19 protein-coding genes and 1 pseudogene are annotated in these 22,213 nt (G+C 31.7%); 5 read left to right on the plus strand and 15 right to left on the minus strand.

Annotated features, from left to right (window positions below):
• Positions 1 to 14: 14 nt before the first annotated feature.
• The gene (locus HNR33_RS09410) at positions 15 to 743 is read right to left on the minus strand and encodes a GntR family transcriptional regulator (protein ID WP_429082734.1); all 729 of its coding nucleotides are present in this window, start codon (positions 741 to 743) and stop codon (positions 15 to 17) included.
• Positions 744 to 1,096: 353 nt separating this feature from the next.
• Between HNR33_RS09410 and HNR33_RS09415 the strand changes: the two genes are divergently transcribed.
• Positions 1,097 to 1,219 (plus strand): hypothetical protein, encoded by a 123-nt coding sequence (locus HNR33_RS09415; RefSeq protein ID WP_429082737.1) that lies wholly within the window; start codon positions 1,097 to 1,099, stop codon positions 1,217 to 1,219.
• 426 nt (positions 1,220 to 1,645) lie between these two features.
• Here HNR33_RS09415 and HNR33_RS09420 read toward each other — a convergent pair.
• Positions 1,646 to 1,861, minus strand: a pseudogene (locus HNR33_RS09420) (YmaF family protein); the annotation flags it as partial.
• Positions 1,862 to 2,072: 211 nt separating this feature from the next.
• On the opposite strand from HNR33_RS09420, the gene HNR33_RS09425 reads away from it, so the two are divergent.
• On the plus strand, positions 2,073 to 2,882 hold the full coding sequence (locus HNR33_RS09425; protein ID WP_429082740.1) for a CsxC family protein: 810 nt from the start codon (positions 2,073 to 2,075) through the stop codon (positions 2,880 to 2,882).
• Positions 2,883 to 3,033: 151 nt separating this feature from the next.
• Complete coding sequence (locus HNR33_RS09430; RefSeq protein WP_429082743.1) at positions 3,034 to 3,993, plus strand: calcium/sodium antiporter; 960 nt, start codon at positions 3,034 to 3,036, stop codon at positions 3,991 to 3,993.
• Between the two features lie 88 nt (positions 3,994 to 4,081).
• On the opposite strand, the gene HNR33_RS09435 is transcribed toward HNR33_RS09430, so the two are convergent.
• The 4 genes from HNR33_RS09435 to HNR33_RS09450 all read right to left on the minus strand — a co-directional run bounded on the left by HNR33_RS09435 (position 4,082) and on the right by HNR33_RS09450 (position 9,980).
• Complete coding sequence (locus tag HNR33_RS09435) at positions 4,082 to 4,315, minus strand: thioredoxin family protein (RefSeq protein WP_429082746.1); 234 nt, start codon at positions 4,313 to 4,315, stop codon at positions 4,082 to 4,084.
• 165 nt (positions 4,316 to 4,480) lie between these two features.
• Complete coding sequence (gene recJ, locus HNR33_RS09440) at positions 4,481 to 6,157, minus strand: single-stranded-DNA-specific exonuclease RecJ (RefSeq protein ID WP_429082748.1); 1,677 nt, start codon at positions 6,155 to 6,157, stop codon at positions 4,481 to 4,483.
• Between the two features lie 27 nt (positions 6,158 to 6,184).
• Positions 6,185 to 9,418 carry a DEAD/DEAH box helicase gene (locus HNR33_RS09445; RefSeq protein WP_429082750.1) on the minus strand — a complete coding sequence of 1,078 codons (3,234 nt, stop codon included), beginning with the start codon at positions 9,416 to 9,418 and terminating at the stop codon, positions 6,185 to 6,187.
• Positions 9,419 to 9,629: 211 nt separating this feature from the next.
• Positions 9,630 to 9,980 carry a DUF2680 domain-containing protein gene (locus HNR33_RS09450; protein WP_429082751.1) on the minus strand — a complete coding sequence of 117 codons (351 nt, stop codon included), beginning with the start codon at positions 9,978 to 9,980 and terminating at the stop codon, positions 9,630 to 9,632.
• A gap of 123 nt (positions 9,981 to 10,103) precedes the next feature.
• Here HNR33_RS09450 and HNR33_RS09455 point away from each other — a divergent pair, with 123 nt between their 5' ends.
• Positions 10,104 to 10,556: a hypothetical protein gene (locus HNR33_RS09455; protein WP_429082753.1), complete on the plus strand. Its 453-nt coding sequence runs from the start codon at positions 10,104 to 10,106 to the stop codon at positions 10,554 to 10,556.
• 49 nt (positions 10,557 to 10,605) lie between these two features.
• Here the strand turns inward: HNR33_RS09455 and HNR33_RS09460 are convergent, their stop codons facing one another.
• The 7 genes from HNR33_RS09460 to HNR33_RS09490 all read right to left on the minus strand — a co-directional run bounded on the left by HNR33_RS09460 (position 10,606) and on the right by HNR33_RS09490 (position 20,104).
• A complete protein-coding gene (locus tag HNR33_RS09460; protein ID WP_429082754.1) occupies positions 10,606 to 12,915 on the minus strand; it encodes a xanthine dehydrogenase family protein molybdopterin-binding subunit in 2,310 nt (769 codons plus the stop codon).
• The gene (locus HNR33_RS09465) at positions 12,899 to 13,366 is read right to left on the minus strand and encodes a (2Fe-2S)-binding protein (RefSeq protein ID WP_429082755.1); all 468 of its coding nucleotides are present in this window, start codon (positions 13,364 to 13,366) and stop codon (positions 12,899 to 12,901) included. Before HNR33_RS09465 ends, HNR33_RS09460 begins: the two co-directional genes overlap by 17 nt.
• Positions 13,356 to 14,159: an FAD binding domain-containing protein gene (locus HNR33_RS09470; RefSeq protein ID WP_429082757.1), complete on the minus strand. Its 804-nt coding sequence runs from the start codon at positions 14,157 to 14,159 to the stop codon at positions 13,356 to 13,358. The genes HNR33_RS09465 and HNR33_RS09470 overlap by 11 nt, the downstream gene beginning before the upstream one ends.
• A gap of 93 nt (positions 14,160 to 14,252) precedes the next feature.
• Complete coding sequence (locus tag HNR33_RS09475; RefSeq protein ID WP_429082759.1) at positions 14,253 to 15,569, minus strand: uracil-xanthine permease family protein; 1,317 nt, start codon at positions 15,567 to 15,569, stop codon at positions 14,253 to 14,255.
• 369 nt (positions 15,570 to 15,938) lie between these two features.
• Positions 15,939 to 16,721, minus strand: a complete 783-nt coding sequence (locus HNR33_RS09480; protein ID WP_429082761.1) for a Na-translocating system protein MpsC family protein — start codon at positions 16,719 to 16,721, stop codon at positions 15,939 to 15,941.
• Between the two features lie 6 nt (positions 16,722 to 16,727).
• Positions 16,728 to 19,259 carry an ABC transporter substrate-binding protein gene (locus HNR33_RS09485; protein WP_429082763.1) on the minus strand — a complete coding sequence of 844 codons (2,532 nt, stop codon included), beginning with the start codon at positions 19,257 to 19,259 and terminating at the stop codon, positions 16,728 to 16,730.
• Between the two features lie 149 nt (positions 19,260 to 19,408).
• Positions 19,409 to 20,104: a hypothetical protein gene (locus tag HNR33_RS09490; RefSeq protein WP_429082764.1), complete on the minus strand. Its 696-nt coding sequence runs from the start codon at positions 20,102 to 20,104 to the stop codon at positions 19,409 to 19,411.
• 252 nt (positions 20,105 to 20,356) lie between these two features.
• Here HNR33_RS09490 and HNR33_RS09495 point away from each other — a divergent pair, with 252 nt between their 5' ends.
• Positions 20,357 to 20,923: a DUF2238 domain-containing protein gene (locus HNR33_RS09495; RefSeq protein ID WP_429082766.1), complete on the plus strand. Its 567-nt coding sequence runs from the start codon at positions 20,357 to 20,359 to the stop codon at positions 20,921 to 20,923.
• Positions 20,924 to 20,945: 22 nt separating this feature from the next.
• Here the strand turns inward: HNR33_RS09495 and HNR33_RS09500 are convergent, their stop codons facing one another.
• Positions 20,946 to 21,509, minus strand: coding sequence for a hypothetical protein (locus HNR33_RS09500; protein ID WP_429082767.1), 564 nt, complete (start codon positions 21,507 to 21,509; stop codon positions 20,946 to 20,948).
• Positions 21,478 to 22,212 (minus strand): hypothetical protein, encoded by a 735-nt coding sequence (locus HNR33_RS09505; protein WP_429082769.1) that lies wholly within the window; start codon positions 22,210 to 22,212, stop codon positions 21,478 to 21,480. The genes HNR33_RS09500 and HNR33_RS09505 overlap by 32 nt, the downstream gene beginning before the upstream one ends.
• Between the last annotated feature and the right edge of the window lies 1 nt (position 22,213).

A 22,213-nucleotide genomic window follows, 5' to 3' on the forward strand; every position in this document is an offset into this window, starting at 1 on the left:
TTGAGTAAACTTTTTTATTTTTCTAGTACTGCTCTATAAACAAATTTGTCTCCTCTAGCTATACTTTTTGTATACTCAATAATCTGGTCTTTTTCATAGGTTATTCTCTCAATTAATAGACTAGGAATATCACAGTTAACATTCAATAACCTTGCTTCCTCTTCTCTCGTTTGGACAGCTCTAAAGTTTTCTTCAGCTTTAGTAATAACAGCATTGAACTTTTTAGTAAATATATCATACATTGGTGTTTCTTCTAAATCTTCTTTCTTTATACCAGGAAATCTATCATAAGGAACTAGTGTTGTTTCTATCATCATAGGTACATTATCAGCTAGTCTTAACCTAGTAAATTTATATACTAGTTGGTCAAGATCAATATTTAACTCCCTTGACAGTTTTTCATCACATTGAACAATCTGAAAATTAGTTACTTGTGAGCTTGGTTTCTTGCCAAGTTTCTTCATCTCTTCAGTAAAGCTATAAAACTTTAATAAATCCTGATTAAAAGTTTTGGGTGCAACAAATGTACCCTTGCCATGTTCTTTATAGATATATCTTTCTTTTTCCAGCTCTTGTATAGCTTGTCTAACAGTAGCTCTAGATATATCATATTTATTACAAAGTTCTCTCTCAGATTGTAGTTTATCGTTTTCTTTTAGATTGCCTGTCTCTATTTCCTCAATAATTATATCCATTAGCTGATAATATAGAGGGATTCGGTTATGCTTGTCAATAGTCTTCATATTGGTCACCTAAACAAATTAATAATTTTAGTCATAACACCTATACTGTGGTATGTACCAGTCCTATTTAAATGTTAATATATTTTCAGAATTTTGTCAATGATTTATGAGCATAAAATAATCTTAAAAAATTAAACACACATTACTTTCTTTGAAAAATCAGATGCTATTTAATATGAATATACATTTGATATATAGGAGAGATTTTGGGATAGAAACAGATATTAAAAATACTTATGTTGAAAAACATATAATAAAAAATATTTAATCAAAATATATTAAAAATCATCACACTATTTGCTATTTTTCATAATTATATAGTGAAAAAAGATAGTTTAGAAGGAGGTTCTAAAATGTCTGAGAACAAAGGATTGTTTGGAGGATCTTGTGGATGCGGTGGATTATTCTTTTTCTTCTTAATACTAGTTATTATATTCTGCTGCTGTAGCTTTGGTAGAGGATTTGGCAAATATTAATACAAAAGATAATAATAAAATATAAGTTGTATTAATTCTCATATAAGGAGGTATTCTGATGAGTAATATTAACACAAGTGGTTGTGGGGGATATGGAGTAGGTAGTGAGTTATTGTTCTTCTTCTTGTTATTAGTTGTAATATTCTGTAACTGCTATGGCTTTGGATATTAATATTACTAAGTTAGTCCCATATATGCACCAAGAAGCAAAGGTATTTTATGCAATACCTTTGCTTCTGTTTATTAAACTCACTTTTACAAATATGATTATTCATATAATAAAAATTGTATAAATGTCATACGTTTATGAAAACTATAGTTTCAATGATTGTCATAAAAAATAGACCATGATAACAATGTCATAACTTGTTTTCATGGTACTATAATTATGATTATACTATAGACATTCAATACAGGAATCTTAACCTAAAAATTTATATTGCTAAAATCACTCTCCTCTTTCTTTTCTTGCATTCCAATTGGATTTTCTATTAAAGTATTTCCCTTGAATTCATGGTCATGGAAAAATACACATGATGTTACTCCTGTAAACCCATGAATATGCCCTATTGCATTTCCTTTTTGATCTCTTACAAGTATAGGAGTACCTGTTTCTACTTCAACTTCGTGAAAATGATTAAAGAAAAAGTCAGCACTTTAAATCGACAATGAAACTCCGCTCGTTTTTCAAAAGGTCTCACAATAAGTATTCTGCTACGATCAATATTTTTTTCAGAGTATAACCAAATATTACTTTAAAAAGGAACCGAAATAGGACACTTGAATATTATGTACTAGGATATGGGACTAGACTTTACTTATATCCAAATTAGTAGATACAGGAGGTATTTTAATGTCAAATAATAGTCAATATGGTATAAAGATAGCTTATGGTACACCTCAAGCAGTTGATAGTTGTTCAGCAAAATCCACATGTGTTAATGTAAGAGGAGAAGTTTTAGATACTTGTGTAAATAAGAAAGTTGATATAACAGGACTAACATCTGGAGTAGTGGCAAAGATTCCTGTTGTACTGGCTGAACTTAAGATGCAAATTAATGTTGATTCAATAATTGAACTACCTGAATTCGCATTTGAAATAAAGGATATTAAAAAACATTTAAAAATAACACAATGCTTGTTATTACAAAACACTAATATGCTATTTATAAAAGGATTTGTAAGAAAAAACATTCAATATGCAACTCGTTCCTGTTCAAATTCAAAAGGGTTCTGTGGAGATATAAAGCATTGTACTGTAGATGTTCCATTTAGATGTACAACACCGATTAATTTTAACGGAATTTGTCCAGAGCCTGTTATCAACAGAACTTCATCTGAGTTTGAATATTTTAGAGAACAAAAAATATTTGGACCAGAATTTGCAGAAAAGGATAGACTTTTATCTGGAGACCTTTCTGAATTTAATCAAGTAAGTACAGAATATTTTAACGAACTTCCATTCTGTGAATTAATAAGCAGTAAAATAGTTGAATTTGATGAATTTTTAAATCCTACACATCCTAAAGGAATGACAGTACCTTTTGAAGAAAAACAGTTCAAAAAAATAGAAGAAAAAATGGTAATATTCTTAACTCTAAAAATCCTTCAAAAACGTCAAGTAGCAATTCCACCATCAAGAATAGATCCTATAGATTGCTAGATAAAGTAACCAGTAAAAACCACCGTAACAGGTGGTTTTTACAATGCAATTATTAATATTTCTTGATTAAAAGGTAAAAACTGTACTAGATAAGTCATATTAAATAGGCTATAATAACATCTAATGAAAAATTGTTATAAGGAGATACAATATGCAATATTTACTATTATTACTAGGATTTGTCCTGCTTATAAAAGGAGCTGACTTCTTTGTCGACGGTTCTTCTGCTATTGCAAAAAAGTTGAAGGTTCCACCTATGCTAATTGGTCTGACTATTGTAGCATTTGGAACTAGCGCACCAGAAGCAGCGGTAAGCATTAATGCAGCGCTAAAGGGTTCTAACGAAATAGCTTTAGGTAATGTAATAGGATCAAATATTTTTAATATTTTACTAGTGGTTGGTCTATCATCTGTTATAAAACCTATTAATATTAAAATTAAAACGATTTTAAAAGAGTTTCCATTTATGTTTTTAGCAACTATTATTCTCTATATTCTAGGGAATGATGTTCGCTTACAAGATAATTCAATAAATAAGATATCTCAAGGTGATGGACTTATTTTACTATCAGTATTTGCGGTGTTTCTTTATTACTTAGTCGAAATGGCTGTACTGTCAAAAGAAAGCAAAATTGACAATTCGCCTAATGAAATTAAAGAGCAGTCTATATTAAAAAGTGTTCTAGCTGGATTAGCTGGATTGGCAGGTATTATCATAGGAGCTGATCTTGTTGTTAAGTCAAGTTCAGCCATAGCCCTAAGTCTAGGAATGAGTGATACTCTTGTAGGCTTAACTATTGTCGCTATTGGAACATCATTACCTGAATTAGTAACTTCTGTTGTTGCTGCTTCTAAGGGTGAAAGTGATATCGGAATAGGTAACGCCATAGGATCAAATTTATTTAATATTTTGTTTATCCTTGGACTATCGTCACTAATTAATCCAATAGTAGTAGAAGAAAAGATACTTTTTGATATTATGTTTTTACTAGGAGCTACATTTATAGCCTTCATAGTAGCAGCAACTAAAAAAAGAGCTTCTAGAATCGAAGGTGCACTTTTATCTTTGCTATACATTGGTTACACAGCTTTCATAATTATAAGAAACTAATATTAAAAGCATCCTTCACAGGATGCTCTTTGATTTTGTAACATATAAATAATCTTATTAATATATGGTTATATGAAAAACATTAAATCTATTTGCTTATAAGCTTCTTAATTTCATTTACATCAGCTGTTCTTCCCTTTACAACAACCTTTTCATCTACTACAAGTACTGGTGTTGTCATAACTCCATATTTCATTATACTAACAATATCCTCAACTTTTTCAATGGTAGCCTCTATACCTAATTCGTCTACAGCTTGCTTAACATTTTTTTCTAGATCGTCACATTTTGAACAACCTGTTCCCAATATTTTTATATTCATCCAATAATCCTCCTTCATTTTTTATTGTATTATACATACCTAAGTTTAAATCTAAAAATACACTTGTATATGAATAAAATAGAAAAAAATTTGCTTATAAGATCTTCTTGGTTTATGAACCTATAGTTTCCTCAAAATTTCCTTCACATGGACATTCTATTTTGTTCATATTCTTATATCCTCTATCACCATCTGAGGACTAATTTTCCCATTATACTCATTTATTTCTGGACTAAAAGCTACATCAACTGATGAAGGCAACTTTAGTTTGTTATACTTTTCTGCTAAAGAAAAACCTATTCCATTAAGAAATGTGTTTCCCTTTTTCCCATTAAACTTCAAATGCTCATTATTGCTGCCACATGCCTTTGTCCAACTAGTGTTAACCTCTACACCCTTTATCATAAATAACGGCTTAGGATTTCCCATTCCATAAGGTTCAAGCTTACTTATATCTTCTATTAGCTCTAGTGTTAATTCATGTGCATCTAGTTCTGATGTTATCTCTATTTTAGGTACAAATATACTAGGACTATCTTTCTTGATCTTTTTAGCTCTTTTATCAAGTCTTTCTCTCAGTTCGTCTAGCTTCTCTTCTTCGATAGAAAATCCACATGCCATTTCATGCCCACCGAAGCCAATAAACAAATCAGAAAGTTCAACTAATTCCTGATATATGTCTATTCCCTTGATGCTTCTTCCACTTCCTTTTAAATATCCTTCTTCGGATTTTGTTACTACTAATGTCGGCTTATAGAATGTATCTTTTATTCTACCAGCAACGATTCCTATGATTCCTTCTGAAATGCCATCTGCTCTTAGCACTAAAAAGTCATAGTCCATATAATAGTTTTCCACTAGAGAATGACAATACTCTTCTCCTTTTTCCTGTATCTTCTGTCTTTCTTTATTTAGTCCAAATAATATACTAGCTAGCTTTGCTGCTTCTTCAACATCTTTTTCTAATAAAAGCTTTACACCTAGCTTTGCATCCTCTATTCTGCCAGCGGCATTAAAGCATGGTCCGATAACAAAACCTATTCTCCCTACATTAATCTCTTTTTCTTTTAATCCAACTACATCTCTTAAAACTGATAGTCCTAGACGTTTATTTGAGTTAATAGTCTTTAGTCCGTATTTTACTAATGTTCTATTTTCATCTATCAAAGGCACTATATCTGCTATAGTTGCCAAAGTTACCAAATCTAAGAGATTTGATAATATCCCTTTTGGAAAATTTAATGTTCTTTGTAATGCTTGTGCTAGCTTAAATGCTATTCCACAGCCACACAGTTCCTTAAAAGGATATTCATCTCCTTGCTGCTTTACGTTTATAAGTACACATTCTGGTAGCTTTTCTGGAGGATTATGATGGTCTGTAACTATGATATCTAGTCCTATTTCTTTTGCATATTCAACTTCAAAAAAAGAGCTTACTCCATTATCAACTGTAATTATCAAATCACCATTCATTTTTTCCTTGATATACTTTATTGCATCTTTATTCATACCATATCCTTCAGAAAATCTATTAGGTATATAATAGTCTATATTGTCAGTAGTATATCTGAAAAACTCTACTAAAAGTGTTGTGGAGGTAACACCGTCAACATCATAATCTCCAAATATGATAATCTTGCTGTTATTATCTAAGTGATATCTGATTTTTTCTACTGCTTCATTCATGTTCATTATTAAAAATGGATCATATGTTTTTTTTGGTTTATCATTTAAAAATTCTTCTATTTCTTCTGGATCTGTTATTCCTTTTGAATATAATATATTTTCAACAACAGACAATTCTCCTATTCTTTGTCCATTATAGTTCCAAATCTTATCCATATTTATCCTCCATTAAGCTTATTTATATCAAATCTCAAACAATTCTCTTATTTCATTTTCACTCATTTTTGAAACAAGTGTTTCACCGGGCTGAATTACTGCATCAATCATTTTCTTTTTCTTTTCTTGAAGCTTGTATATTTTATCTTCAATCGTTCCTTGCGTTATTAGTTTCATAACATGAACGGAGTTTTTCTGTCCTATTCTATGAGCTCTGTCCGTGGCCTGTTCTTCTACAGCAGGATTCCACCATGGATCAAAGTGTATAACTGTATCTGCACCAGTGAGATTTAGGCCTGTACCTCCTGCTTTTAGAGAAATAAGAAAAACATCTCCGTTTCCTTTGTTAAAGCTCTCAACTAGCTGTCCTCTTTCTTTAGTGTCTGTAGAGCCATCTAAATATAGGAACTTTATACCTTTTTTCTCTAGCATATCTTTAATTATCTTCAGCATACTTGTAAATTGAGAAAATAGCAATATACGATGCCCACTATCTATAGAGTCATCTATTATCTCTTCAAGAAGCTGAAGCTTACCACTTTCTCCGCTAAATTCATCAATAAATAGAGATGGATGGCAGCAAATTTGTCTAAGCCTTGTTAATCCAGCTAATATTTTTATGTGACTTTTCTCAAAGCCTTTATCTTTTATTTCTTCTTCTATCTCACCTTTTACTTGCTTAAGATAAGCTAGATATACTTTTTTCTGCTCCTTAGTCAGTTCTGCTACAAGCTTATGCTCTATTTTTTCAGGTAGCTCTTTTAACACATCTCTTTTAAGTCTTCTTAGTATAAATGGTTTAATATGCTTACTCAACTCATCCAAAGCTTTATTGTCATGATCCTTTATGATAGGCTTTTCATATCTTTTTACGAATTTGCTGTGTGATTGTAGGTATCCAGGCATTATAAAATCAAATATAGACCATAGCTCTGTCAAAGAATTCTCAATAGGTGTTCCTGTAAGCCCAAAGTAGTTCTGTGCTTTTATTTCTTTTACTGATTTAGCATTAAGTGACATGGAATTTTTGATGTGCTGTGCTTCATCTAATATGCAGTATTTAAATTTAATATTCTCGTACAGATCTATATCTCTCCTAATAAGTGGATATGAAGTTACAACTATATCATAGTTCATAATATCATCTATATTCGTCTGTCTTTCACTTTTATTTCCTGCAATTATTAGTGTTTTTAGCTCAGGTGTAAATTTTTCAACTTCGGCTGCCCAGTTATACACTAGTGAAGTAGGAGCTATAATAAGAGTAGGAAGATTATCATATTCTGTTTTCTCTGATAATATAAAAGCCAATACTTGGAGAGTTTTGCCTAACCCCATATCATCTGCCAATATTCCGCCCATGCCATATGCAGATAATGTTTTTAACCACTTAAATCCAAATCTCTGGTAATCTCTTAATATGCTTTCAAGTTTTTGAGGTATAGAGTAGTCTATATCACCGGGTTCTCTTATATTTTGTACTAATTCTTTGAATAATAGATTTCTCTTTATATATCCAAGCTCTGACTGCTTAAATTTCTCATCTAAATACATTGCTCTGAACTTAGGTATCTGTATGCTATCTTTGTCAAAATCCTTTTTATCAAGATCTAGGTAATCTAATACTTCTGAGATGCTATTAAGCTCACCCATTTCAAGAGGAAGATAAGAGCCATCTTTGAGCTTATAATATTTTTTCTTTTCCTTTAATGAATTAAAAACATCTATAAGCTCTGATCTACTAATGCCATCTATATCAAATGTAAACTCTAGCATATCATTTTCAGAATTTAACCTAATTCCTCCAGAAAACGATGATGCTTCCCTGATTTTTACACTCTTAAAAGCCTCTGAATAAAATATATCGGATTTTTCTTGAAGCATAGGTATCTTTCTATAAATGAAATCATATATTTTTTCTTCATCATCAAGATAAACCTGATTATTTTTAACCTTAAATTCTGATGCTTCAAAGAGATTAAGAACTTCTTTTTCTTTTTCCAAATCTCTTATTAATATTCTCTCTTCTTTTGCTTTCTTTTCTTCATGAGCAAATGGATTTATTATTATGTCTCCATAGACAAACTTCAAATCACATATGATTGTGTTCTCATTATTATCTAGATAAACTTCTATTTTAATACGTGGTTTATAAATAGATGATTGTACTTTATCATCTATTTCAATATCTCCTATTTTTTCTATAAACGGGTATACTTCAGATACGAATCTATCATTGTATTCTTGTGGTATTTTTATTGAGTTATGTTTTTGCTTAGAAAGTGCTGAGTAAAATGGAGCAAAATATTCTCGCTGTTGTTTTGAAGCCCTATAGATTGTATCATGTCTTAAAAAGTATTCTCCGTCTACTACTAATGGAATCAACAGCTTTCCATAGTCTACATTAAGTACTAGATCATTGTCTTTTTTATCTAGTGTAAACTTTAGTGGTATATCCTCTTCTAATATCTTAACATTGTCAAATTGCCTATTCATAATTATTGCATTAAAGCTTCTATCTTTAATAATATCAAAAAGTCTCTTTGTTGCTATAGTTGTAAGTTGTACCCTTTTACCTTTAAATAAGCTTGTTTTCCCAAAGCCATAATTCCGTTCATTTATTATTTCTTCTGTGTCATATATCTCCTGTAAAAGATTTATGATAGGCTGGTCAGTTTCTCTAAAGCTGTGCTTTTCGGGATCAAAAGTAAAATGCTTTCCAAACTGTAATTGCTCCTTACTTTCTATGCTCCCAAGTAGCTTTTTTATACTTTTTACAGTATATAGCTTATTCTCCCCAATACGCATGCTCAAGAAAGATGCATTTTCAATACCAATATATTCATTAAAATCAAATTCATATGTTAATTCAAGTTGTACTGGAATCTTCGCATCTGTTTGCTTAAATCGAAAAAAATCTAATATATTTTTAGCTATTCCTTGTGATTTAGCATGTATATATTCGCCTCTTCGCTCTCTTTCTCTAATCTCATATAGTACAGCAATAATATGCTTGCAGTAACCCCAGTATTCATCATATGCTGGACACGTACACGTCGCCTTACGAAAATCTCCATCCGAATCAAATTCAGTTTTTACTCTATAGTTTTTAGTGCCTGATACAGTAGCATAAAATGACATCTTTTCATTATCAAATACTAATGCATTTACTTTCTTTTCTGTATAGTATTGTTGCCCTTTAACATAAGTAGTGTAATTTGCACTTACATCCTTAATTATTTCATCTGAAATATTAAACATGATTCACCTCTAATTGTATAGCTTGTCTATTATTTTTAACATTATTCGTATTTTTAAACTAAAATTATTATATCATATTAAGTTAATATGTCGCAGTGACTCTATATATACTCAAGTACTATTTTTAATATAAAAGTGCACCTCCAAAAGTTAAGTTTATTGCCTAACTTTTGGGGTGCACCTCATTTATAGCTTTCTTATAGACATTTATTTATTGGGCTTGATTGTTCCAGTATCCTCCATTCATCATTCCTGGACCAAACCCACTGTTATTTTCATTTCCATATCCTCTTCCAAACCCACTGTCATGACAAGATCCTGGATATCCAATGCCATTTTCTTCATGGTATTTTTGCATATCGTCGAAATGCTCACTCCAATATTCTGCTTGTTTTTCAGTCATTTCACCATCTTTTACTGCTTGTTGTACTTGATCCTTTCTCCATTTAATCATGTCCTTAAACCAATCTGGAAGTTTCTCGCCCCCATCAGCTGCAAGAGCAAAGCTTCCAACAGAAATAACCAAAATTCCAACAAGAACTAAGGATATAATTTTTTTCATATAATCGCCTCCTCATATATTTGTTGATTTAATTATAGCTGCATTTTGTGAAGAGAATATGAAGATAATATGCTATTAGTGTATAATAAAGAAAATAGGCAATTTTATGAAAGGATGAAATATATGCATAAATTTCTCAAGAATCTTTTGGTCATAGCTATAGTTTCATTGATATTACAAGCTGCATGGGAATATTGGCAATGCAGTATATATTATACTATGGCTGATTTGACCAATCATACCAGACTAATGACTAGTGCTACATTGGGAGATATTATGATGACTATAGTACTTTATGGATTGTTAGTGTTAGTAAATCATGATGTCAATTGGATAATAAGAAGGTGGAACTTAAAGGAGTATGTTATTATGGCACTTTATGCCTTATTCCTAAGCTTTTATTTTGAAATTAGTGCACTTCATTCTAGTAGATGGGGATACAATGAATTAATGCCTTTGTTCCCAACTACTAACATAGCTTTAATACCTGTTATTCAACTACTAATATTATTTCCAGTTAGCTTCTACATAAGTAGATTAATTTTAGAAAGGACAGCTAAAAATTACAATACTTAGACAGTATTGAGTTAGTAGAGAATAGAAAAAGGACGGTTTCCCGTCCTTTCTATCTCTTCTGAAGTAGTTCAGTTAATACTTTTTCTGGAGTTGCTGGAAGATCTCTTATTCTTACTCCACATGCATTGTATATTGCATCTGTTATCGCAGGTGCTATAGTATTTATTACAACCTCTCCTATTGATTTTGCGCCATAAGGTCCAGTTTCGTCATAACCATCAGCAAGCTCTACTATTATGTTTCCTATATCTCTTCTTGTAGGTATCTTGTATTCCATGAATGTATCGTTTATAAGTCTTCCTTCAGGAGTATATTTTGCTTCTTCATATAGTGCCATACCTATCCCCTGTACTATTCCACCTTCTACTTGTATTTTCGAAAGCTTTGGATTTATAGGTGTTCCGCAATCTACTACTCCTACATAATTGATTACATCTACCTTTCCAGTTTCCAAATCTACCTCTACCTCAGCAAAGCCTGCCATATATGGAGGAGCTGTCTTTTTGGGAACAAATGAACCACTTGCAACTAGTTGAGTATGAATCATATTATAGGTTATCTTTTTTGAAAAATCGTTTAGACTGATGCTCTCTTTATTATCATTTCTCGTAATATTACTTCCATCAAACACTATATTATTTTCATCAGTATTAAAATATTCGGCTCCATATTTTACAATTAAGCTCTTCATATTTTTTGCAGCATCTATTACTGCATTACCAGTTGTATAAGTTGTACTTGATGCATATGCTCCACTGTCATATGGAGTTATGTCTGTATCTGAAGAATATACGATAATTCGACTGACATCAACTCCCAATGTTTCAGCAGCTATCTGTGCTAGTATAGTGTCACTTCCTGTACCTATATCTGTAGCTCCTATTAACAGATTGAAGAAGCCATCTGCATTAAGCTTTAATACAGCTGATGCCATATCTATTTTAGGAAGACCAGATCCCTGCTGTGCAATAGCCATACCTACTCCTCTGACCTTTGTGTCACTAATCTTTATGTTAGGATAATTTTCATCCCACTCAATTAGTTCTTTTCCTCTAGATACACAGTATTCAAGCATACAGCTGTCCATATGCATCGGGGCGTCTCCCCAATCCTTTGTAGTCATGTTCAGCAGCTTCGTAGTTTCACCCTTTTTAATCATATTCATTTCTCTGATTTTTACTGGATCAATTTTGAGCTCACCTGCAAGCTCGTTTAATGCTGATTCAACAGCAAATATTCCTTGAGTAACTCCAAATCCTCTTAATGCTCCTCCAGGAACATGATTTGTATATAAAGCAGTTCCATTAAATCTTACCGCATCTACCTTATTGTATAATGTTAAAACTTTTTTACCTGCTGCTCCAATAGTTGTGTGTGAATGTTCTCCATATGCCCCTGTGTCTGATATACCTTGCAAATCTATTGCTTTAATCTTTCCGTCCTTATTAGCTCCAATAGTTACATCAAATTTCATTGCATGTCTTGATGTAGTTCCTCTAAATACTTCCCTTCTTGTATATATGATTTTAGCAGGCTTTCCAGTTTTCCACGTTACTAAAGCTGGATAAAACTCAGACTGCACTGTCTGCTTTGCTCCAAATCCCCCACCTACTCTTGGCTTTATAACCCTTATCATACTTTCAGGTATATCTAGTGCCGTAGCAAGTATTCTCCTTATATGGAATGGAATCTGTGTAGATGATACTACAACTAACCTACCATGCATATCCATATAGGTATATGTTCTTTGTGTTTCGGCCATAGCCTGTGCTTGAGCTTGTGATCTGTATGTCCTTTTTATTACTACATCACAGTCCTTTAAAATCTCGTCTGCATTTCCAAGCTCTAGACCTACCTTACATGCAATATTTTTTTCTCTATCAAATCCCACATTTATGTTTGTAAATATGTCTTCTTCAGGATGAACAATAGTGCTATGTCCTTCAGCCTTTTCATAGTCTAGTACAGGTTCTAGCACCTCATACTCAACCTTTATAAGCTTCATTGCCTTTACCGCTGTTTTTTCATCAACAGCAGCCACTATAGCTACATCATCACCTACATGTCTTACATGTTCATCTAATAAAAACTTGTCATATGCAGATAGTTCCGGATAGCATTGCCCTGCTCTTGTAAACGGCTTTCTAGTTATGTTTTTATGTGTAAATATGCACTCTACCCCCGGAACTTTTTCAGCTATAGACGTATCTATTTTCTTTATTCGAGCAAAAGCATGAGGACTTCTTAATACCTTTACAATGAGTGAGTCTCTTGATGCTAAGTCGTCGGTATAAACGGGCTTGCCCTTTATCAGACCCATACCGTCGATCTTTGAAATAGAGCTATTTACTGCCTTCATTTTTTCTCGCCTCCAAATACTTCTTTATTGCTCTTAGCTGTCCTTCATACCCTGTACACCTACAAAGATTTCCACTTAAATAGTGTAATATCTCTTCATCAGAAGGATCTTTAATACATTTTTCAAGATAAAGAATACTCATGATAGTTCCTGTACTGCAATATCCACATTGATCAACACCTTCATCTACTAGGTATCTACCTACTCTTTCAGCCTCTTTCTGAACTCCTTCTATAGTAGTTATTTCATGTCCATCTGCTTTAGCTGCTAACATTACACACGACAGCACTGCCTTTCCATCCATATGAACAGTACACATACCACATGTACCTGTATCACAGCCTTGTCTTAAAGACATATAGCCATTTTTTCTTAACACATCTATAAGATACTCATCAGGTGATACATTAAGTGATTTATTTATTCCATTTATCTTAATATTAATTATCATGTTCAATAACCTCCTTCAAGGCCCTTTTAAACAAGACTTTGGATATTTGTCTTCTATATTCTCTGCTGCCCCTTGTATTTGAGCCAAATAATATTTCTTCTGCCAATATCTCACTAGCTTTATTTATGTGTTCATCAGATACTCCATTGTTATTTAAATATTCCATAGTCTTATATGCTAAGATAGCTCTATTTGGTCTCGCTCCCATTGATACTCGGATTTGGCCATCGAGATTTGATAAAGCTAGATTAAGCATTGCATAGTCACCTTTAGAATTTCTCATTGTTTTAAATGTCGCTTTTCGTGAGTTTTTCTCAATGATTATGCACTCTAATATGTCTCTTTCTTTGCTTCCAGCAGCTAAGAATTCTTCTAGACTAATGATTCCTTGCTTATAAAGCTTAACCTTTGTGTCTAAAGCTAATAGCCCAGTAATAAAGTCTGAAAATCCATATCTAGAGTAAACGGTTCCTCCTACTGTTACTATGTTTCTTAGCTGAACTCCAACTATTTCTTTTACCGATGAAGCTAAAACATCACTAAAATATTTTTTTAGTACTTCCGATCTTTCAATATCTCCAAAGGTTGCCATAGCGCCAATTTCAATAGTATTATCCGTTTCTTTTATATAATCAAGATTTGCTTTTGATAAATCAATAGCAACTTGTATGTTTTTAGAGCCCATCCTTATAAATGCTCCACCACCAAACAAAGTAGTATTCTTTTTAGAGACTAAATACTCATATGCTTCTTGTATATTCTGTGGAACAACATATTCCTTGATAGTAATCAAAATCCTCACTCCTTTTAATATCTATATAAAGATTCCTCCCTAGCCAATATGACTAGGGAAGAAATTAGTGTTTTATGGGGTTTATTCTGATGCTTAAGCAGCATTGCTTTCTAATTTATTTTTTTCTTCTGGAAAAACAATATTAAATATTAATGCTAATATTCCTGCTGCAACAACTGAATCACTAAAGAAATGCTTAAGTATTGCAGGCATGTATTCCATAGATGCAGGTACTGCACTAAATCCTAATCCTAATCCTAATGATATTGCTAATATTGATCCATTTCTTGAATCTAGCCCAGCCTTGCTTACCATCTTAATACCACTTACAGTAATCATTGAAAACACTACTGTTACAGCTCCTCCTAAAACACTGGATGGCATAGCTGCACATATAGCACCAAACTTAGGTATTATCCCAGCTAGTATTAAGAATATTGCACCAGTAGCTACGCAGAATCTATTCATAACTTTTGTCATTGCAACAATACCAGCATTCTGTCCATACGCTGTATTAGGCAGTACATTAAATAGTGCTGCAAATAAACTTCCTACTCCATCAGCCATAACGGCTCCAGCCATTTCATTTTCATTAGCTTCTCTATTTAATCCACTTAGCGTAATCCCTGAGATATTTCCTAATGTCTCTAATCCAACTACTAAATAAACTGCAGCAAATTTTAAAATAGCATCTAAATGAAACTCTATACCATATTTTAGTGGTGTAGGGATACTAAACCAGCTTGCTGCTGCTACACCTGAAAAATCTATTTTACCTAGTGGTATTGCTACTAGATATCCTATTACAAGAGCTATAAGAATTGAAGCTACGTTGAATATTCCTTTACCAAAACGTTGTAATAAAATAATTATAAATAGCACTAAAAATCCTAAGAAAAGATTCTGTGGAGAACCATAGTCTTTTGCTCCTACTCCACCTGCAAAATAGTTAACTCCTACAGGTAGTAATGATAATCCTATCGCTATTAAAACTGTACCTGTTACAATCGGTGGAAAGAATTTGCGAAGTGGTTTAATAAAAAATCCCATCATAATTTCTGCAAAACTTCCTATTAGAGAACCACCTAAGATACCTGGCAATCCATATGTTTGTCCTACCGCAATAGCTGTTGGAACAAATGCGAAGCTAGTACCCATCACTAGAGGAAGCTTTGCACCAACTCTTCCTACAGGATATAATTGTACTAATGTTACAAGACCAGCTACAATCATTCCACACTGTATTAAAAATACTTTATCCGCTGATGGAAGTCCTAGAACGTTTGCTATGATTATTATAGGTGCAATGTTCCCAGTAAACATTGCTAAAACATGCTGTAAGCCTAAAGGTATAGCTAAACTTAATTCTGGCTTTCCATCCAATTCATATATAGAAGCTTTATTACTCATAAAATAACCCCTCCTGTTTATAATTTCGCACATTTATACTTTTGCAAACGCTGTCATCGTTGATATATCTACTATCCCCCCTAATCCTAATTAGATTTACTGTATTTTATTTTTTAATAAACTAATGAAAACAAAAAAGGTCAGCACAAAAGAACTATTAATTCTTTAGCGCTGACCTATTAAAGCCTCACATAAATGCTATCTTTAACACTTGTCAACCATATAAAATTATTTAACCGTTTTAAGCTTCTCACTGAACAGGCTTACATCTTCAATGTATCCATATCAGCTTATCCAATAAGCTTGAAAACGTTTTTATTGATAATATTATAACATACCAATCTATTAAATGCAAGTTGCAAATATGCATTATGCAAATGAAAGTTTTAGACTATCTGTATTGGTTATAGAGTCACATTCTGCTTCTACTAAGTTTACTCTACTGTCAATAATACTCATGATTGCTTGCTCAAGTACATCACGGTTTTCCATATAAAACATCCTTCTGTTATAGTCAACTAGACTATTATTTCTGTTATTTGATATAAGGTTCATCTCTAATAATGTCAATACTCCTTCGGCCTTTACATCAATATAATTACCTTGAATAAACACTTGTACATTTCTGGGACCTTTTCCTGTGTAATTTTTTATAAAAGATGCTATTTCACCTCTTATTTTTTGCTCCAATTCTTGCTTTTTTTCTTTATCTATTAGTAATGAGTTATTTATTATAGTATTCTTTAACTTATCTTTTAATATATTTGGAGCTATTGCCTCCATAGTAGATACGAGCTGTTCTGTATCTACTGGCTTTACTACGTATTTTACAATACCTATATCAACAGCATTCAAAATTGTTTCACTGTCTGAAAGTGCTGAGACGATTATTATTGCACCCTCATATTCAATATCTCTTGCAGACCTTATCATTTCAAGTCCATCCATATTTGGCATTTTAAGATCAGTAATAACTAAATCAGGATTATATTGTTTAATTATTTCTAGCCCCTCTAATCCATTTTTACCAACATACAGTTTTCCAACTCTCCTTTTCAGGAATCTTGATAGCTCATTTCGAGCAAAATCTTCATCCTCTACAAAAAGTACTTTTAAGTTGCTTATAAGTCCTGAAGTATTTGAAAGTTTCAAATGATATCACTCCTTATCTTTAGGAATAGCTACCTTCATACAAATTCCATCTAGTGTGTTTTCCCACTGAATTTTGCCATCCATATTATTTTCTATGATAATCTTTGTAATATAAAGTCCTAATCCAGTTCCTTTCGATCCTTGTTTAGTTGTGAAGTAAACGTCAAATATCTTGTCTGCTATATCGCTGCTTATCCCACCGCCATTGTCACTTATTTCAACAATTGCCATATCTTTTTCTTCATGTATAGATATTCTTATTTCTTTATCTTCTGTGCTTGAAACTGATAAAGCGTCAATAGAGTTATTTATAATATTAAAAATAGCTTGTGAATATTGATTAGCATAACCATATGCCTCTATGTTTTTTATATCTTCAAACTTAACCTTTATGTCATTAAATCTAAGGTTTTCTTCTACTAACTCTAATAATATTTTAATATTATCATATATAGAGAATTTTTCTTTTTTATTATTTGGACTTGAAAAGTATCTAAAATCGTCTATGGTTTCAGACATTTTTAATATTAATCGCCTTGATTTTTCTACAGATGAGTGAAGATATTCGTTATCTAGCTCATTATATATATATGCATCTTCTATATTCGATAGTATTAAGCCTAAACTATTAAGCGGTTGCCTCCATTGGTGAGCTATATTTGCTATCATTTCTCCCATAGCTGCTAGTCTAGCTTGATATATAAGAAGTGCCTCTTTTCTCTTATTCTCATCTAATTCCTTCTTAAACATTCGCTCTAACTCAAGGTTTATTTTCTCAAGCTTTAATGATAACCTGCTTCTTTCATTATCACTATTGTATGCATCATTAAAATCGTTATCTTTTATAAGAAAGCTTCCTGCATTTTCATTATCAGATATTTGAGATGCCACTTCTTTTATTATATTTCTAAACCTCTTCTCACTTCTCTTAACGGTTTCTTCTTCTATTTTTCTATTTGTAATATCTACTACCATACCAAGGTTTACTTTTCTTTCACTATCTTGATCATATATAGAGGTCATAAACAGCTTACCCCAAAAGATACTTCCATCTCTTCTCTTGTATTTTCTTTCTATCTCATAATTATTTATTTTTCCACTATTAAAATCTCCAATCTTTTTAATTATATTTTTATCACTATCATCATCTATAAATTCTCTGATATCTTTACCTAGTATTTCTTTCTCTGAGTATCCTGTCATACTAAGCCACTTTTCATTTGCCTGTAATATTATCCCCTCTTTACTTGTAATAGTTATACCTAATATAGCACTACTAAATATAGCTTCATATCTCTGCTTACTTTTAATTATCCTATTCTCAGCACGTTTTCTTTCTGATACTTCATTCTTAAGCATAGAGTTTTTATTAGCTAGGTGAAACATAAAAATTATTATAGACGCAATAAAGCTAATAATGAGAAATAAAATTATTCCTTTCTCTATTTTTTTATACTTCTCAGTAGTTATCTTTTGATAATCAAATACAAAATCTTCTAAATTAATTTGTCCCTTTACTAGATTGAGCTTTGTTAGCATTTCATGCATTTTTTGCCATCTATATGGGTTTACATTTCCCATTTCAACTATCGGATATAGTGTTAGCTGTGATATCTTACTAGCTTGATACTTATTGTATTCAATAAAATCTTTATGAGGAATACCTTTAACTTTATATTCGTTTGCAATTCTCTCAGCAACTTCTTCAGGATGATCATGTGCGTATTCCCATCCTTTCATACTTGCTTTTCTAAACTTTTCAACAAGTTCAGGATCTTCATAGGCCAATTTCTTTGAGGTAAAAAGCGAGTCTCCATAAAAGTCTATCCCATAATCTATAGGCTTAATCACTTTCAGATTAATACCCTCTTTTTGCGCATAAAAATCTATTATAGCTCCCATATATCCAGGTATAACATCATATTTATGTGTTTTAAAATCATTAACAGTAAATTCTTCCGTATCAATAATAAGAGGTAACTTATTCGGATTGATTCCTTCACTTATTAACATAGCTTGCAACTCTATATCAAGAAGATCATTTTGTCTTCTTGCAACCTTTAATTTTGTTAAATCTACTATGGATCTATATGAAGCATCTTCTCTCATATAATACTCTATTGGACTTCTTTGAAATACTGAAGCAACAACGCACAGCTCTGCTCCACGATCTTGAGAAAGCAATATATCCGATGAACCTATACCAAATTGAGCACGTCCTTCAGCTACTTCCTCTGTCGCATAAAGAACACCAATATTCTCAGTAAGTGCAGGTCTTATTTCAACATCTAGTCCCTCTTGTTCATAGTATCCCATCCATTTTGCAGCATAGTATCCAGCGAACTGATACTGATGATGCCATCTAAGCTGTAATACTACTTTATCATTATCCTGTGCAAATGCCAAAGCTGGTATTATATTTATAATAAAAGCAATTATTGTAACTGTACATAGTATCTTAAAAAAACTACTCATCTTAATAAATTTCTTAAATGTTCGATTTCTTTCCCTTTTAAAAACATTGTACAGTTTTATCATTTATAGGACCTCCTAGAACTTCATCCTTTAATTCATTTTTAAAGCATATTATTTATTATACCATTTCATCTTAATTTATTATAAAAAAATGGAGCTTTTTATAAAAGCTCCATCTTCTTATTACATATTAGTGTAACCAAAATCAATTGTTATTGAACAAAAGGTATAGAATCAGAATACTGAACTACTTCGTTATTATATTTATTAAACATAATATCTTGTTCTTCAGTTCCTTCTTCGCAATTAAATTGATCTAGGCTTAAGATCTTCCAATCACCTTCCTGTGCTATCAGTACATATCTTCTATATATGTATGATGTTTGTTTACCTTCTTCTTTAGTTGGATCAACTACAGTAGCTTTTGTATAAACATATTTCCAGTTTCTACCTTCTTCTGTGAATACTTTTGACACTTCTATAGTAACTTGGTTTTTATTTTCTTCCTTAGCAGCTTTTCTTTGCTCGTCTGTATATGCTTTTGCTTCTTCTCCTGCTGCTACATAAGATAGTTTAAAGTGTTTGTCTGCATTGAATGTAGGAACTTCTCCTTCAAAGAACAAACTATTTACCTTGTCAATATAGTTGTTATAAAGGATACCATAGTTTGAGAAGCTGTGGTCAAATATTTCTAACTTCTTAACTACACTTAAAGCTTTTTCATCAGCTTTAGAATCATTAACTGGCTGTTGTTCCTCATTATCAGCTGAATCATTTGTATCTGCTACTGTTTGCTCAGTATTGTCATTCTCTGTTGTGTTTGAATTTACTGGCTCTTGATTAGTACAACCAACGAATACAAAGCTCATAGTTAATAAAATAACTAATATCAATCCTAATTTTTTCATTGTATAACACCCCCATTATTTCTATAACTATTATTATATATCTATTGGATTATTATTACAATCAATCGTTTTTTTAATATTTGTTAATAAATTAGCTTTTATTATTAATAATATTATTTCATTTTTGTAATATTTTATTTTTTAATTGTAAATCTTAATGTTGAATTTATTGATATATAATTTTCATAGTTTTAATATTATGTGTTGTTACACATACTAATACAATAAAACTGGAAAAGAAGGTATTAAATTATGAATGATAAAAGCTCTAGTCGTATTGATATATTATTCTTTCTAATACTATCATTAATCTCAATTGAATTCATAATAATAAATAGACCACACTTCTTATATAACCTTGCTGTTATAAGTATTTTTTATATAATCCTTATATTTTTTGAAAATAACTTAATTATTAAATTAGAATCTTATGTAAAAATACTTATCTCTATAACTGTAATATTTCACCTTGCTGGTGGTCAGCTTTTCAATTTATATATAACATCTTATTGGTTTGATAATTTACTACATTTATTAGGTTCTTTTTCCTTTTCTTTATTTTACTATTCAATATTATGTTCATTATTTAATTTTAAAGCAAATTCAAGGGGATTGATATTCATCATTGTTGCTTCACTAGGTATATCTGGAGGAGTATTTTTTGAAGTTATAGAGTTTACTTTAGATGAGCTATTTAACAGTAATAATCAACATGGATTAATAGATACTGATCTAGACATTATATTTAATATAATTGGTTCAATATTAGCAGGCTTATTTATGTCATATAAAAATAACAAAAAAAGAAGAAGCCAGTAACATATTCTAGCTACTGTAAATGCTACTGACTGTTAGTTCTATCATGTAATTTAATTCTTTCATAAATAAAATAAGCTATAACTCCACCAATAAAGCCAAACACCAGATGATTAACTGTTGCTATCTTAATTCCTAATAATAGAAAACCTCTAGGTAAATCAAATATTATTCCTAATATATAGTTTACTAATAACTTTGTCCAGTGTGCAAAAGCAGCAACTACACCTACTAATAACAGCTTTCTAGACTTATGTGATACAAAGCAAAATATCAAATCAACAGTTACACCAGGAAGAAAATACTTAAAAAATACAAAAGGACCTTCTTTTCCTAATCCAAACATTACTGCTAATATTCCTGCTATTGTCCCTGCTAATATTCCTGACATGCCCTTGTTATATCTTAAGCAGCAAAACATGAGTATTGCCATCCATATCGCACCTGAGTGCCCTGGGATATTTAATGGTATCTTTATTATTAACTTTGAAATTGCAATAAGAGCTCCACAAAATGTAACTGCTATTGTCTCTTTAAGTGATAATCCCCATAAATACTTAATATCTCTCTTTAATCCTACTTCTTTCAAGAATTCTCCACTCCCCTTTAGTATCTGAGACTTTTGATACTAACAGTGTAGGTACGCCCTTTAACATAACAGGTCTGAACCAGTCTCCTACATCAACCATATCATCCATCTCTGGTGAAAGCCCATCTTCTGTCACAATACGTTCAACACCACTCTTTTCTAATATTTCTCTAGCTGAATAGACTCCTTCCATGTCTCTAATACCTTTTAGCCATACAAATCTTCCATCATTACCTGATTTTCTTAACCCTACAGCTGCAAGTGCGCCGATTATACCGTCATTTGTACCTCCATGACCTGATAGATGGATATCAAATTTTTCTGCTAGATAAGCAGCTTTTTGCTGTTTCAGTACTTCACATTTTGCACTATTTCCAAATGCTATTATTTCATCAGTAATTTCTATACTTTCTGATATACAAAGTCCTGGATCAGAACCTTCTGCACACTCTCTTATTAAAAATTCACTGCAAAGCTTTATTAGCTCGTCCATGTCACAGTATTCATTATACAAGCCTATGCAAAGGGAACTATTGTGAGAAGTATACGGTATGTCTTTGGAAACAAAAAGCTGATGCCTAGTAATCCCAGTTATCTCCCCCCAATTATTGTCACTAAGCTCTTTTGCTAACATACGAGCTCTATATCCTGTTCCTCTTGTATTAAGGTTATCTGTATCATCAATTGCTATGTAAATCAACACA

This window comes from Brassicibacter mesophilus, assembly GCF_050433385.1.
Taxonomy (GTDB): domain Bacteria; phylum Bacillota; class Clostridia; order Tissierellales; family Proteiniboraceae; genus Brassicibacter; species Brassicibacter mesophilus.